The organism is Pasteurella sp. WM03, from assembly GCF_004570945.1.
GTDB lineage: Bacteria > Pseudomonadota > Gammaproteobacteria > Enterobacterales > Pasteurellaceae > Rodentibacter.
On sequence record NZ_SPPO01000001.1, the window covers coordinates 101464 to 114339 of the forward strand.

15 protein-coding genes are annotated in these 12876 nt (G+C 36.6%); 11 read left to right on the top strand and 4 right to left on the bottom strand.

Translation table 11 applies throughout. The features are described from left to right. Positions 1–134: 134 nt before the first annotated feature. The 8 genes from E4T92_RS00445 (at position 135) to E4T92_RS00480 (ending at position 7892) form a co-directional block, all read left to right on the top strand. Complete coding sequence (locus tag E4T92_RS00445) at positions 135–1175, top strand: zinc-binding alcohol dehydrogenase family protein (RefSeq protein WP_135092996.1); 1041 nt, start codon at positions 135–137, stop codon at positions 1173–1175. A gap of 16 nt (positions 1176–1191) precedes the next feature. Then, positions 1192–2175 carry a TRAP transporter substrate-binding protein gene (locus E4T92_RS00450; RefSeq protein ID WP_135092997.1) on the top strand — a complete coding sequence of 328 codons (984 nt, stop codon included), beginning with the start codon at positions 1192–1194 and terminating at the stop codon, positions 2173–2175. A gap of 71 nt (positions 2176–2246) precedes the next feature. Beyond that, positions 2247–2717: a TRAP transporter small permease gene (locus tag E4T92_RS00455; protein WP_135092998.1), complete on the top strand. Its 471-nt coding sequence runs from the start codon at positions 2247–2249 to the stop codon at positions 2715–2717. Positions 2718–2726: 9 nt separating this feature from the next. Beyond that, the gene (locus E4T92_RS00460) at positions 2727–3998 is read left to right on the top strand and encodes a TRAP transporter large permease (protein WP_135092999.1); all 1272 of its coding nucleotides are present in this window, start codon (positions 2727–2729) and stop codon (positions 3996–3998) included. 30 nt (positions 3999–4028) lie between these two features. Beyond that, positions 4029–4973 carry a sugar kinase gene (locus tag E4T92_RS00465; RefSeq protein ID WP_135093000.1) on the top strand — a complete coding sequence of 315 codons (945 nt, stop codon included), beginning with the start codon at positions 4029–4031 and terminating at the stop codon, positions 4971–4973. A gap of 12 nt (positions 4974–4985) precedes the next feature. Further along, positions 4986–5831, top strand: coding sequence for an SDR family oxidoreductase (locus E4T92_RS00470; RefSeq protein WP_135093001.1), 846 nt, complete (start codon positions 4986–4988; stop codon positions 5829–5831). Between the two features lie 9 nt (positions 5832–5840). Then, the gene (gene uxaC, locus E4T92_RS00475) at positions 5841–7244 is read left to right on the top strand and encodes a glucuronate isomerase (RefSeq protein ID WP_135093002.1); all 1404 of its coding nucleotides are present in this window, start codon (positions 5841–5843) and stop codon (positions 7242–7244) included. A 9-nt stretch (positions 7245–7253) separates the two neighbouring features. Then, positions 7254–7892 (top strand): bifunctional 4-hydroxy-2-oxoglutarate aldolase/2-dehydro-3-deoxy-phosphogluconate aldolase, encoded by a 639-nt coding sequence (locus E4T92_RS00480; protein WP_135093003.1) that lies wholly within the window; start codon positions 7254–7256, stop codon positions 7890–7892. Between the two features lie 64 nt (positions 7893–7956). Here E4T92_RS00480 and E4T92_RS00485 read toward each other — a convergent pair whose 3' ends face one another. Continuing rightward, a complete protein-coding gene (locus E4T92_RS00485) occupies positions 7957–8283 on the bottom strand; it encodes a zinc ribbon domain-containing protein YjdM (protein WP_135093004.1) in 327 nt (108 codons plus the stop codon). Positions 8284–8389: 106 nt separating this feature from the next. Here E4T92_RS00485 and E4T92_RS00490 point away from each other — a divergent pair, with 106 nt between their 5' ends. Continuing rightward, a complete protein-coding gene (locus E4T92_RS00490) occupies positions 8390–8947 on the top strand; it encodes a YtfJ family protein (RefSeq protein ID WP_135093005.1) in 558 nt (185 codons plus the stop codon). 16 nt (positions 8948–8963) lie between these two features. Here E4T92_RS00490 and E4T92_RS00495 read toward each other — a convergent pair whose 3' ends face one another. Continuing rightward, a complete protein-coding gene (locus E4T92_RS00495; RefSeq protein WP_077540341.1) occupies positions 8964–9158 on the bottom strand; it encodes a zf-HC2 domain-containing protein in 195 nt (64 codons plus the stop codon). A 9-nt stretch (positions 9159–9167) separates the two neighbouring features. Next, positions 9168–9719 carry a sigma-70 family RNA polymerase sigma factor gene (locus E4T92_RS00500; protein WP_135093006.1) on the bottom strand — a complete coding sequence of 184 codons (552 nt, stop codon included), beginning with the start codon at positions 9717–9719 and terminating at the stop codon, positions 9168–9170. A 109-nt stretch (positions 9720–9828) separates the two neighbouring features. Between E4T92_RS00500 and E4T92_RS11130 the strand changes: the two genes are divergently transcribed. Next, positions 9829–10062, top strand: coding sequence for a hypothetical protein (locus E4T92_RS11130; RefSeq protein ID WP_077540337.1), 234 nt, complete (start codon positions 9829–9831; stop codon positions 10060–10062). A gap of 36 nt (positions 10063–10098) precedes the next feature. Here E4T92_RS11130 and prfC read toward each other — a convergent pair whose 3' ends face one another. Beyond that, a complete protein-coding gene (prfC, locus tag E4T92_RS00510) occupies positions 10099–11679 on the bottom strand; it encodes a peptide chain release factor 3 (RefSeq protein ID WP_135093007.1) in 1581 nt (526 codons plus the stop codon). Positions 11680–11857: 178 nt separating this feature from the next. On the opposite strand from prfC, the gene E4T92_RS00515 reads away from it, so the two are divergent. Next, entirely contained in the window at positions 11858–12724 is an 867-nt protein-coding gene (locus E4T92_RS00515; RefSeq protein ID WP_077540333.1) for a phosphoribosylaminoimidazolesuccinocarboxamide synthase, read from the top strand. The last annotated feature ends 152 nt before the right edge of the window (positions 12725–12876 follow it).

Genomic DNA, 12876 nt, shown 5'->3' on the forward strand with positions numbered 1-12876 from the left:
TTTTATTTTTGTGATTTGTGTCACAAAAATAAAATTTTGGTATTCCAAAATATTTTTTAATGTCTCATAATCATATCATAGTTAAATACAACAAGTAATTTTTATTCCATCAAGAAAACATGAGGAGTCTAAATATGACAAAGTTAATTAGAGCTATATGCTTGGAAGAGCCTAATAAGGTATCAGTAAAAGAAATTATGTACCCTCAGAAAGGCAACAATGATGTACTTATCCAAGTTGAATCAATGGGAATCTGTGGATCGGATATTGGGGCATATAGAGGTACAAATCCATTAGTAACCTACCCAAGGATATTAGGTCATGAGATTGTAGGTAAAATTATAGAAAGTGGAATTGGTATGCCTAAAGATGTTAAAGTTGGCGATCGTGTTATAGTCGATCCCTACGTTTACTGTGGTAAATGCTATCCTTGCTCAATAGGTAAAACAAATTGTTGTGAATCATTAAAAGTTATTGGTGTACATATTGATGGGGGAATGCAAGAGGTAATTAGACATCCTGCTCATCTTGTAACGAAAGTACCTGATAATTTACCAATCAACCAACTGCCTTTGGCAGAGCCTTTAACCATTGCTTTGCATGCTTTACATAGAGCAAATTTAAAAGAGAACGAACATATTGTTATTATCGGTGCGGGAGCTATCGGATTAATGGCAGCATTAGTGGCCATTCAATATGGAGCTATTCCTATCTTAGTCGATATTTTAGATAAACGACTTGAGTATGCCCAATCTTTGGGAATAAAACATATCATCAATCCTCAAAAAGAAGATGATATTAACAGAATCAAAGAAATCACAAATGGCCGTATGGCTGAAGTCGTAATGGAAGCTTCGGGTGCAAACAGTTCAATAAAAAATACGTTGCATTATGCATCTTTTGCAGGACGTATTGCCCTAACAGGATGGCCAAAAGCAGAAACACCGTTGCCAACCAATTTAATAACATTCAAAGAACTAAATATCTATGGTTCTAGAACAAGTAAAGGTGAATTTGAAGAAGCATTAAACATGCTTTCTACACATAAAATTGATGCATCTAATATCATTACCAAAAATATAAATTTTGAGGAAATCCCTAATTTTATTTCTGAATTATCAAATAACCCGGAGAATTATTTAAAAATTAATGCTGTTTTCCAGATGAATAATTAATAATGAGGATAAAATCATGAGAAGAAATACATTGAGTAAATTATTACTCGTTTCTAGCATACTATTTAGTGGTAGTGTTTTTGCAAAAACAATTATTAAGTTAGGACATTATAATTCTGATGTGCATCCATCGCATATAGCATTACAAGAATATTTTAAGAAAACAGTTGAAAATGAAACAGATCATCGCTACGAAATTAGAATTTATCCTAATAACCAATTAGGTGGGGAAGATCAAATTTTAAATGGTTTACGTAACGGCACTATTGAAGCCGGTATTACCGGTTTATTATTACAAAATGTTGATCCTATTTTTGGTGTATGGGAATGGCCTTATCTCTTTAAAGACAATCAAGAAGCAAAAAAAGTGTTAGAGTCTCCAGTTGCCGATGAAATTAGTCAAAAAATGGAAACCTATGGTATTAAATTACTCGCTTATGGTATGAATGGATTTCGTGTCATTTCATCAAATAGAACATTAGAAAAATTTGATGACTTCAAAGGGTTGCGATTAAGAGTTCCATTAAACTCATTATTTGTTGATTGGGCAAAAGCAATGAATATTAACCCACAAAGTATGCCGCTTAGTGAGGTATTTACGGCATTAGAACAAAAAGTTATTGATGGTCAAGAAAACCCTTATATGCTAATTAAGGACTCCGGTTTATACGAAGTGCAAAAATATATTATTCAGACTAACCATATTTTCTCTCCCGGTTTATTACAAATTAGCTTAAAAACGTGGAATAAAATTCCTAAAGAAGATCAAGTTATTTTCCAAAAAGCAGCTAAATTATACCAAGAGAAAGAATGGGAATTAGCAATAGAGAAAGAGTCTGAAGTTAAAGAGTATCTTGCTAAGCATGGAAATACAATCATTGTCCCTAATGAATCATTCAAGACTGATATGATAAGTGCTTCAAAATCTTTATATGATGATTTTTATAAGAAGTATGATTGGGCTAAAGAGATTGTTCATAAAATTAATGATGCTAAATAATAAAATATGAGTATATCCTCCACTTTAATTCAATTAAAGATATTATAGTGGAGGAATAGGGGAATAATCTTATGAAAATAGTAAAGTATTTGGATAAAATATTAGAATATATTTCTATATTAGCCTTAATTATTATAATTTCACTTGTCTTTTTCAACTCATTATTAAGGTACTTTTTTGATTCTGGTATTGCTTTTTCGGAAGAGTTTTCTAGGATTTGTTTTGTATATATGATTTTCTTAGGAATAATTTTAGTTGCTAAAGATAAAGCCCATTTGACAGTTGATATTATTACTTCGTCCTTACCTGAAAAATATAAAAAAATAGTATCACTTATTTCTAATTTATGTGTCTTGGTTGCAATGACATTCATCGCTTTTGGTGCATTGCAATTAATGGCTTTAACATATACACAAAAAATGCCTGCAACAGGAATATCTTCATCTTTTCTATATCTTGCAGCGGTTATCTCATCTGTCTCATATTTCTTTATTATCATATTTAGTGTAATCAAAGATAACAAAAAGTCTTTGGATAAATAGGAGATTAAAATGTTACTATTATTTTTAGGTAGTTTATTTTTCTTATTATTCCTTGGCGTTCCTGTTGCTTTATCAATGTTACTAAGTGCAAGCATTATGCTATATCATCTTGATATGTTTGACACACAATTAATTACAGAAAATTTTGTAATGGGAACTAATAACTTTCCTCTAATGGCTATTCCGTTTTTCATGCTTACGGGGGAAATTATGAAACACGGTGGAATATCAGAGAGAATTATTAACTTCGCCACAAGTATGGTAGGGCATATTAAAGGTGGATTAGGTTATGTTGCAATTATTTCAGGGTTAATTTTTGCTGGTTTATCCGGATCTGCTGTTGCAGATACCGCTGCGTTGGGTGCAATACTTATTCCAATGATGGTATCAAAAAAATATGATGCTGCCCGTTCCACTGGACTTATTTGTGCAGCTGGTATTATTTCTGTCGTTATTCCCCCTAGTATTCCTATGATTATTTATGGCATTACTGCAGGTGCTTCTATAACTAAACTATTTATGGGGGGAACAGTTCCCGGTCTGTTAATGGTTGCAGGATTATGGTTCGTCTGGAAAATTCTTTATCGGAATAATGATTCAAGTTTAGAGAGAAAACAAAGTGGAAAAGAGAGATGGGAAGCATTTAAAAAAGCATTCTGGCCATTACTTCTACCTGTAATTATTATTGTTGGATTAAGAGGAGGAATTTTTACACCAACGGAAGCGGGAGTTGTGGCAGCTATTTATGCCGGATTAGTTAGTGCAGCTTATAGAGAATTAACATTAGCTAAATTAAGAGAAGTCTTTATCGGAACGATTAAAACAACCTCAATGGTAATGTTTGTTGCAGCGGCGGCAATGATTTCAGCTTTTGCAATAACAGTTGCTCAAATTCCAACTGAATTAGTTCAAACGATTAAGGGATTAACTGATAGTCCAACAATTCTCATGCTAATTATGATGCTATTTTTATTATTAGTAGGATGTGTTATGGATTTAATTCCGGCTGTATTAATTTTTGTACCGGTATTATTACCTCTATTAAGAGCATATAATATTGATATTGCTTATTTCGGTATCATGATGGTAATTAATTTATCTATTGGACTAATCACTCCACCGGTTGGAACGGTATTATATGTTGGTTCCGGAATATCTAAATTGGGCATTGGAAAGTTATCTAAAGGTATTTCTCCATTCTTACTAATATACGCAATTATTATGCTATTAATGGTATTTTTTCCTGATATCGTCATTGTTCCAATGAATTGGTTATCTTAATGGAGTAGAAATATTATTTCTAATTTTATAATGAAAAAAATTGCATTTATCGGCGAATGTATGATTGAACTGAATGGTAAGCCATTTGGTGAAATGTGGCAAAGTTATGGCGGTGATACACTAAATTCCGCTACTTATCTGAGTCGAATGAGTTCTCCAAATGATATTCAAGTTCATTATGTGTCAGCATTAGGTACGGATAACTTAAGTTCACAAATGTGTCGTTGTTGGCAAGCAGATAATATCCATACGAATTGGGTATTAAAAGATGAAACACATCAACCGGGGCTATATCTTATCCAACTTGATGAGCAAGGCGAGCGTACCTTTCTTTATTGGCGTAACCAATCCGCTGCGCACTATATGATACAACATCCTGATTTTCATCAAGTTTTAACCGAGCTTCAACAAGTGGATATGATTTATTTAAGCGGTATTTCACTTGCAATCTTGCCTAAAAATGACCGCTCTTTTTTAATTGAACAGTTAATATCATTAACTAAATTAGGTATAGAAATTGCATTTGATAGCAATTTTCGCCCTAAATTATGGAATTCATGGAAAGAGGCTCAAGACTGTTATTTGCAGTTATTACCTCATGTAAGCTTGGCATTAGTCACCTTTGATGATGAACAATTACTATGGGGAGATGATAACGAACAAGCCACACAAACACGTTTACATCAAATTGGCATACCAACAGTGATTGTAAAGTGCGGTCAAAATGGTGCTTGTTTTTCAGATTCTCAATCACACCAATATGGGCAGGTTATACCTGAAAAGATACAAAATGTTGTTGATACAACATCGGCGGGAGATTCCTTCAACGCAGGATTTTTAAACGGTTACTTACGCAATAAACCGCTCAATATTTGTTGCTATCAAGGCAATCGTGTTGCCGGCATCGTGATTCAACACAAAGGTGCAATTATTGATAAGCACGCCACATCCCATCTTCCATCTGAATTTAATTAACGGAGTATTAATATGAATATTGCAGCTAACCATCATCTGGAAAATAAAGTTATTGTTATCTCCGGTGCCGGAGGCATATTGTGTGCCTTTCTAGCAAAGCAACTGGCTTACACTAAAGCGAGCATTGCCCTACTTGATATTAATTTTGAAGCTGCTGATAAAGTCGCACAAGAAATTAACCAAGCGGGAGGCAATGCCAAAGCCTATAAAACAAACGTATTGGAATTTGAAAGTATTAAAGAAGTACGGAATCAAATTGTGGCTGATTTTGGTACTTGTGACATTTTAATTAACGGTGCAGGCGGCAATAATCCAAAAGCGACAACAGATAATGAATTTCATCAGTTTCATTTAAATGAAAGCACAAAAACTTTCTTTGATTTGGATAAATCCGGTATTGAGTTTGTTTTTAATCTCAATTATTTGGGAACCTTATTGCCAACTCAAGTTTTTGCCAAAGATATGCTTGGTAAAAAAGGCGCAAATATTATCAATATTTCCAGTATGAATGCCTTTACACCGCTCACAAAAATCCCTGCATATTCAGGCGCCAAAGCGGCAATTAGTAATTTCACTCAATGGCTTGCGGTATATTTTTCAAAAGTCGGCATTCGTTGTAATGCTATCGCACCGGGCTTTTTAATCAGCAATCAAAATCGTGCTTTATTATTTGACGCAGAAGGAAAACCTACCGCACGTGCAAATAAAATTCTGACGAATACCCCAATGGAACGTTTTGGCGAACCGGAAGAATTGCTCGGTGCCTTATTATTCTTGATTGATGACAATTATTCCAGCTTTGTGAATGGTGTTGTTGTCCCTGTTGACGGTGGGTTCTCGGCTTATAGTGGTGTATAGGAGAACCAAATGAAACAATTTATGGACGAAGATTTTTTGCTTTCAACGAATACAGCAAAAACACTCTATCATGACTATGCCAAACATCAGCCTATTTTTGATTATCACTGTCATCTAAACCCAAAAGAAGTCGCTGAGAATCGCCAATTTAAAGACTTAGCTGAAATTTGGTTAGAGGGGGATCATTATAAATGGCGGGCATTGCGTACCGCCGGTGTCCCTGAAGAATTGATTACAGGAAAAGCAGATAATTATCAAAAATATTTGGCTTGGGCAAAAACCGTTCCACTTTGTATTGGTAATCCTATTTACCATTGGACGCATTTAGAATTACGCCGCCCCTTTGGTATAACTAATACTTTATTCAATCCGCAAAATGCAGATAAAATTTGGTATCAATGTAACGAAATGTTACAGCAACCGGAATTTTCCGCACGTGGTATCATGCAACAAATGAATGTAAAACTGGCCGGTACAACAGATGATCCCATTGATTCGTTAGAATATCATCAAGCGGTTAAAAACGATGAAAGTTTTGATATTGATATGGTACCAAGCTGGCGACCGGATAAAGTGTTCAAAATTGAGTTGCCACAATTTAACGACTATATCGCTCAATTAAGCGAGGTTTCAGATGTGGAAATTCGTACCTTTGCAGATTTACAAAAAGCATTGTTAAAACGTCTTGAACATTTTGATATGCATGGCTGTAAATCAGCGGATCATGGTATGGAAATTGTACGCTTTGCCCCTATTCCCGATGAATCCGTCCTTAACGCTATTCTTCAAAAACGCTTGCAAAATCAACCGCTCTTAGAAGAAGAAATTGCCCAGTTTAGTACTGCTATTTTAGTATGGTTAGCCGCTGAATATTGTAAACGTCAGTGGGTAATGCAAATGCATATTGGCGCAATCCGTAATAATAACAGCAGAATGTTTGCTTTACTTGGTGCAGATAGCGGATTTGATTCTATTGGTGATCGCACTTATGCAGAGCCGCTTTCCCGTTTATTGGATGCAATGGATCGCCAAAATCAGTTACCTAAAACTATTTTATATTGTTTAAATCCACGTGATAACGAAATGATTGCCAGTATGATAGGTAATTTTCAAACCGATGGCATTGCAGGAAAAATCCAATTTGGTTCAGGTTGGTGGTTCAATGATCAAAAAGATGGGATGGAACGTCAGTTACAACAGCTCTCACAATTAGGCTTATTAAGCCAATTCGTTGGAATGTTAACGGATTCTCGGAGTTTCTTATCCTATACCCGCCATGAATATTTCCGACGCATTCTATGTGAAATGGTTGGGAAATGGGTCGAGAACGGTGAGGTGCCAAATGATATGCCTCTGTTAAGCAAAATGATTGAAAATATCTGCTTTAACAATGCTAAACATTATTTTAAATAGGGAAAAACTATGCCATACACAACCAATCAAATCATCGAAAAACTCCGTCAGTTTAAAGTTGTTCCAGTGATTGCATTAGACAATGCAGAGGATATTTTACCATTAGCCGATACCTTGGCTGAGAATGGTTTACCGGTGGCGGAAATTACTTTCCGTTCTGATGCAGCGGCAGAGGCAATTCGTCTATTACGCACGAATAAACCGGATTTTTTAATCGCAGCAGGGACAGTTTTAACCGCCGAACAGGTGGTTTTAGCTAAAAATAGTGGTGCTGATTTTGTCGTTACACCGGGTTTTAACCCGAGAATTGTGAAATTATGTCAAGACCTTGATTTCCCGATTACACCGGGTGTGAATAATCCGATGTCAATTGAAGCTGCGCTAGAATTGGGAATTTCTGCAGTGAAATTTTTTCCGGCAGAAGCGTCAGGCGGCATTAAAATGATCAAAGCCTTACTTGGGCCTTATGGGCAATTACAAATTATGCCGACCGGTGGTATCGGGTTACATAATATTAAAGATTATCTCGCCATTCCTAATATCATAGCTTGCGGTAGTTCTTGGTTTGTAGAGAAAAAACTGATTCAGGAAAAAAACTGGGGCGAGATTGGACGTTTAGTCAAAGAAGTAGTTGATTTAACGAGATAAAATGAGAAGCTAAAGGGAAAGTGCGGTCATAAAAATTATTGTTTTTTAACCGCACTTTTTATCATTATGCCTTTTTCAAAAACTCGGACTTCAACATAATCTTGCCACAATCGACATTATGATCACCTTTAGCCAAGCGGATATTTTTGAATTTTGTGCCTTTTTTCAAGACTTCCGATGAACCTTTTAATTTTAGATCTTTAATTAAAAGCACATCATCACCATCTGCAAGCAGGTTGCCATTACTGTCTTTCACAATTAATTGATCTTCATCGGTTTCCGGTTGTTCATTACCATTCCATTCATTTCCACAATCCGGGCAAACAAAATTAACCGAATCATGATAAACATATTCGCCTTGGCATTTTGGGCAAGCCGGCATTTGTTCCATTGGGTTTTCCTTCTTTCTTCAATTATAATAGGCGCGAGAGTATAGCAAAAAATGCAACATTCGCCAAAAGTGCGGTTGTTTTTAAATGATTTTTAAAGGAAAACAAATGAAGAAACAAATGTTAATTTTTGTATTAGGTTCAGTGATGCTAAGCCGTTTTGCATTTGCACACAATATACAGCTTGAACAATCATTACCGGTAGCAAAAGTTGCAGAATATGGTGAAATCATACTTTCCGGAAAAGAAACTAAGTTCCAAATTTGGGCATCTTCCTCATTAACGGGAAAAGTACGGGTGGTTCATCATCTCGCAGGAAGAAGTGCTGCAAAAGAAAAAAATCAAGCGATGATAGATGCCATCAAAGCAGCCCATTTTTCGCCAGCCAACTATCAAACAACGACAATTATCAATGCTGATGACGCCATCGTTGGCACCGGTATGTTTGTGAAAAGTAGTGCGGAAAAGGGAAAAATAGAAAATCCACATAGCCAAGTGGTACTCGATGATAAAAGTGCGGTAAAAAACGCTTGGAATTTGAATGCTAAAGACAGTGCGATTATTGTGTTGGATAAAAAAGGTAAAGTGAAATTTGTGAAAGAAGGCAAGTTATCTCATACCGATATTCAAACCGTGATTTCTTTAGTCACCGAATTAACGAAGTAACGTTCACGCGGAAGCTTCAAACTTCGGCTTTTTTATTTTTTGAACTTTTTGCGAATGCCTTCATTAATTGACTTAGTTCGCCACAATTTTGCTTAAAATTACGGCAATGAGGGCAGGTCACTAAATGAAGACGTAAGCCGACTTTTTCTTGTAAAGTTAACGAACGTTCATGAGAATCTGAAATGATTCTTGTCGCTTGACGACAACGCATAGAGGCTCCTTATAATTTTCGAGAAAGACAATGTTGCAGCTGTAAGCGTGCACGATAAAGTGTGGTATGTAAATTAGAGGTACTTAACTGAGTTTCTTCGCAAATCTCATCTGATGATAGTTCTAAAAATTCACGCATCATAAAAATTCGGGCTTGCTGAGCCGGCAGGCAAGTTAGGCAAGTTTCAAAAATCAACCAGAATTCTTCGGCATAAACCTTTTCTTCATATTCCTGTAAATTATTCGGTGTGAAAGCTAGATTCCAATGCCCCGCTTCATCAAAAAATGTATTTGGCGAATCGTCCTCTTCTATTATTTCACTTTCTAAAACAAATCGTCCCTTCTGACGGAAATAATCAATAATTTTATTTTTTAAAATAGCAAATATCCAAGTTTTAAATGCTGCCTCACGCTTAAAAAGATCGATATGTTTAAATGCGCTTAAAAAGGATTCTTGCACAAGATCTTCTGCAAGCTCATGGTTGTGTAATTGCAATTCGGCAAATTTCAACATCTGTTGCCGAATAACTGTTAATTCCTTTTCGGAAATGTGATTAACCATTGTGCTCCCTTTAAAAAATATTGTAAGAAATGAAACCTTTCTTCGTCTAATAGCAATGAATGATGTTCATTCATAAAAATAATGTATCACTTATAGAAGGAAACTAAAAATGAAAAATAGCACATTTAAAAATGCCATCATCAGTATAACCATGTTATTTGGGGCAACAAGCGTTTATGCCTCATCAATGCAAACCGAGTGTTCAAAAGACAAAATAGGTTGTGAAAAATCCGTGCAAATGGAATCCGAAAGTATGATGAAAGATGACAAGATGATGAAGGATGAGATGAAAATGAAATCCAGCAGTATGGAAAAGGACGGTATGAAAAAAGATAAGATGTAATAAAAAAGAGCGGTCAAATTGACCGCTCTTTTCACACTAATGTTCTCGAGTTTTAAAGAATTCCACGTCAGGATAACGCTCCTGCGCTAAATTCAAATTCACCATGGTTGGGGCAATATAAGTCAGATTATCACCGCCATCTAGGGCTAGGTTTTGCTCATTTTTACGCTTAAACTCTTCAAATTTCTTCCCATCGCTACATTCTACCCAGCGGGCTGTTGCAACGTTCACATTTTCGTAAATGGCTTCTACGTTGTATTCTGTTTTCAGGCGGGACACCACCACATCAAACTGTAACACCCCCACAGCACCTACGATCAAATCGTTATTGATTAACGGACGGAAAACTTGCACGGCCCCTTCTTCGGAAAGCTGTACTAAACCTTTTAACAACTGCTTTTGTTTGAGGGGATCTTTCAAACGAATCCGGCGGAATAATTCAGGGGCGAAATTTGGAATGCCTGTGAATTTTAAATTTTCGCCTTGAGTGAAAGTATCGCCAATTTGGATTGTGCCGTGATTATGCAAGCCGATAATATCGCCGGCATAGGCTTCTTCAGCATGTGAACGATCCCCCGCCATAAAGGTTAAGGCATCCGAAATTACCACGTCTTTACCAATACGCACATGCTTAAGCTTCATGCCTTTTTCATATTTACCGGAAACCACACGCATAAAGGCGACACGATCTCGGTGTTTTGGATCCATATTCGCTTGGATTTTGAACACAAAACCACTAAATTTTTCTTCTGAACTTTCCACTGTGCGGGTATCTGCTTGACGAGCCTGTGGTTTTGGCGCCCATTCCGTTAAACCGTCCAGGAAATGATCCACACCGAAATTACCCAATGCGGTGCCAAAAAATACAGGGGTTAATTCACCTTTGATAAAGGCATCATATTCAAATTCATTGCTCGCCCCTTGTACCAATTCCAATTCATCACGTAATTGTTGGGCTAAATCATCGCCCACCGCCTCATCTAATTCAGGGTTATTCAATCCTTTTACAATACGTACTTCTTGAATGGTTGAACCTTGCCCTGATTGGTATAAATAAGTTTCGTCTTTGCTAAGATGATAAACGCCTTTGAACAATTTACCGCAACCAATCGGCCAAGTGATTGGCGCACAACGAATTTGCAGGACATTTTCCACTTCGTCTAGCAATTCCATTGGGTCACGAATATCACGGTCAAGTTTGTTCATAAAGGTGATAATGGGCGTATCACGCAAACGGGTGACTTCCATTAATTTAATCGTCCGTTCCTCAACCCCTTTTGCGGAATCAATCACCATTAGGCAACTGTCCACCGCGGTTAAAGTGCGGTAGGTATCTTCCGAGAAATCCTCGTGTCCCGGGGTGTCAAGCAGATTGACCAAACAATCACTATAAGGAAATTGCATCACAGAAGTGGTAATGGAAATGCCGCGTTGCTTTTCCATTTCCATCCAGTCGGATTTTGCGTGTGCCGCCGATCCTTTGCCTTTAACTGAACCGGCGGTCTGGATGGCGTTACCATATAAAAGCACTTTTTCGGTGATAGTGGTTTTACCTGCATCAGGGTGGGAAATAATCGCAAAGGTTCTGCGTTTATTCACTTCTTGAGGATAAGTCATGATCTTCTCTTGTTAGTAAAAAATGTCCGCTATTCTCGCTGATTTTGGCATTTTGCTCAAATTAAATTGGAAAAATTCAACGAATTTGATTATTTTTTCAAAAATAGCAAACGTTTGCTTAAAAAGTGCGGTACAATATGCGCCGATTTTTTTACCGCAAATAAAAAAGGTGTAAACCATGACACAACAAAATCTAAGTCTGAAAAAAATCTACTCAGGCAAAGTGCGTGATCTTTATGAAATTGATGATAAGCGAATGTTGATGGTCGCCACAGATCGTCTCTCGGCATTCGATGTGATTTTAGACGATCCCATTCCAAGAAAAGGCGAGATTCTAACGCAAATTTCTAATTTTTGGTTTAACAAATTGGCACATATTATGCCAAATCATTTTACCGGTGACTCTGTTTACGATGTGCTACCAAAAGAGGAAGCGGATTTAGTGAAAGATCGTGCGGTAGTTTGCAAACGTTTGAATCCGATTAAAATTGAATCTATTGTGCGTGGCTATTTAACTGGAAGTGGGTTAAAAGATTATCAACAAACCGGAACAATTTGCGGTTTGAAATTAGCGGAAGGTTTGGTGGAAGCCAGTAAATTGCCCGAACCTATTTTTACCCCTTCAAGCAAAGAGGAAGTGGGAAGCCACGACATTAATATTAGCTATGAAGAATGTGAAAAATTAATTGGTGCGGACTTAGCATCACAAGTAAAAGAAAAAGCGATCGCGCTTTATACCGCCGCAGCAGAATATGCACTCACTAAAGGTATCATTATTTGCGATACGAAGTTTGAATTTGGTTTAGATGAAAATGGTACACTAACCCTAATGGATGAGGTATTAACGCCGGATTCTAGCCGTTTTTGGTCTGTTGAAACTTATAAAGAGGGGATAAATCCGCCTTCTTTTGACAAGCAATTTGTGCGTGACTGGCTAGAAAGTAGCGGTTGGAACAAGCAAGCACCAGCACCAAAAGTGCCAACTGATGTGATTGAAAAAACCGTGGCTAAATATCAAGAAGCCTTAAATCTTTTGATCCAATAATACTAAAAACCCTGCTAAAAGAAGGCAGGGATTTTTATGGGTAAAAGTTACCGTAAAGTTATTGGTTAACCGTGAAAATCACTAGACAAATGATGAAAGTGCGGTTATATTCTTGCGAGTTTTTATTCACTAAAAATGATTAAATATTCAAA

Excerpts from the sequence above, each read along its gene's own strand:
- E4T92_RS00495 (WP_077540341.1), bottom strand. The coding sequence starts at position 9,158 with ATGCGTTGTCGTCAAGCGACAAGAATCATTTCAGATTCTCATGAACGT.
- prfC (WP_135093007.1), bottom strand. The coding sequence starts at position 11,679 with ATGACTTATCCTCAAGAAGTGAATAAACGCAGAACCTTTGCGATTATT.
- E4T92_RS00445 (WP_135092996.1), top strand. The coding sequence starts at position 135 with ATGACAAAGTTAATTAGAGCTATATGCTTGGAAGAGCCTAATAAGGTA.
- E4T92_RS00465 (WP_135093000.1), top strand. The coding sequence starts at position 4,029 with ATGAAAAAAATTGCATTTATCGGCGAATGTATGATTGAACTGAATGGT.
- E4T92_RS00480 (WP_135093003.1), top strand. The coding sequence starts at position 7,254 with ATGCCATACACAACCAATCAAATCATCGAAAAACTCCGTCAGTTTAAA.
- E4T92_RS00500 (WP_135093006.1), bottom strand. The coding sequence starts at position 9,719 with ATGGTTAATCACATTTCCGAAAAGGAATTAACAGTTATTCGGCAACAG.
- uxaC (WP_135093002.1), top strand. The coding sequence starts at position 5,841 with ATGAAACAATTTATGGACGAAGATTTTTTGCTTTCAACGAATACAGCA.
- E4T92_RS11130 (WP_077540337.1), top strand. The coding sequence starts at position 9,829 with ATGAAAAATAGCACATTTAAAAATGCCATCATCAGTATAACCATGTTA.
- E4T92_RS00450 (WP_135092997.1), top strand. The coding sequence starts at position 1,192 with ATGAGAAGAAATACATTGAGTAAATTATTACTCGTTTCTAGCATACTA.
- E4T92_RS00470 (WP_135093001.1), top strand. The coding sequence starts at position 4,986 with ATGAATATTGCAGCTAACCATCATCTGGAAAATAAAGTTATTGTTATC.
- E4T92_RS00455 (WP_135092998.1), top strand. The coding sequence starts at position 2,247 with ATGAAAATAGTAAAGTATTTGGATAAAATATTAGAATATATTTCTATA.
- E4T92_RS00490 (WP_135093005.1), top strand. The coding sequence starts at position 8,390 with ATGAAGAAACAAATGTTAATTTTTGTATTAGGTTCAGTGATGCTAAGC.
- E4T92_RS00515 (WP_077540333.1), top strand. The coding sequence starts at position 11,858 with ATGACACAACAAAATCTAAGTCTGAAAAAAATCTACTCAGGCAAAGTG.
- E4T92_RS00485 (WP_135093004.1), bottom strand. The coding sequence starts at position 8,283 with ATGGAACAAATGCCGGCTTGCCCAAAATGCCAAGGCGAATATGTTTAT.
- E4T92_RS00460 (WP_135092999.1), top strand. The coding sequence starts at position 2,727 with ATGTTACTATTATTTTTAGGTAGTTTATTTTTCTTATTATTCCTTGGC.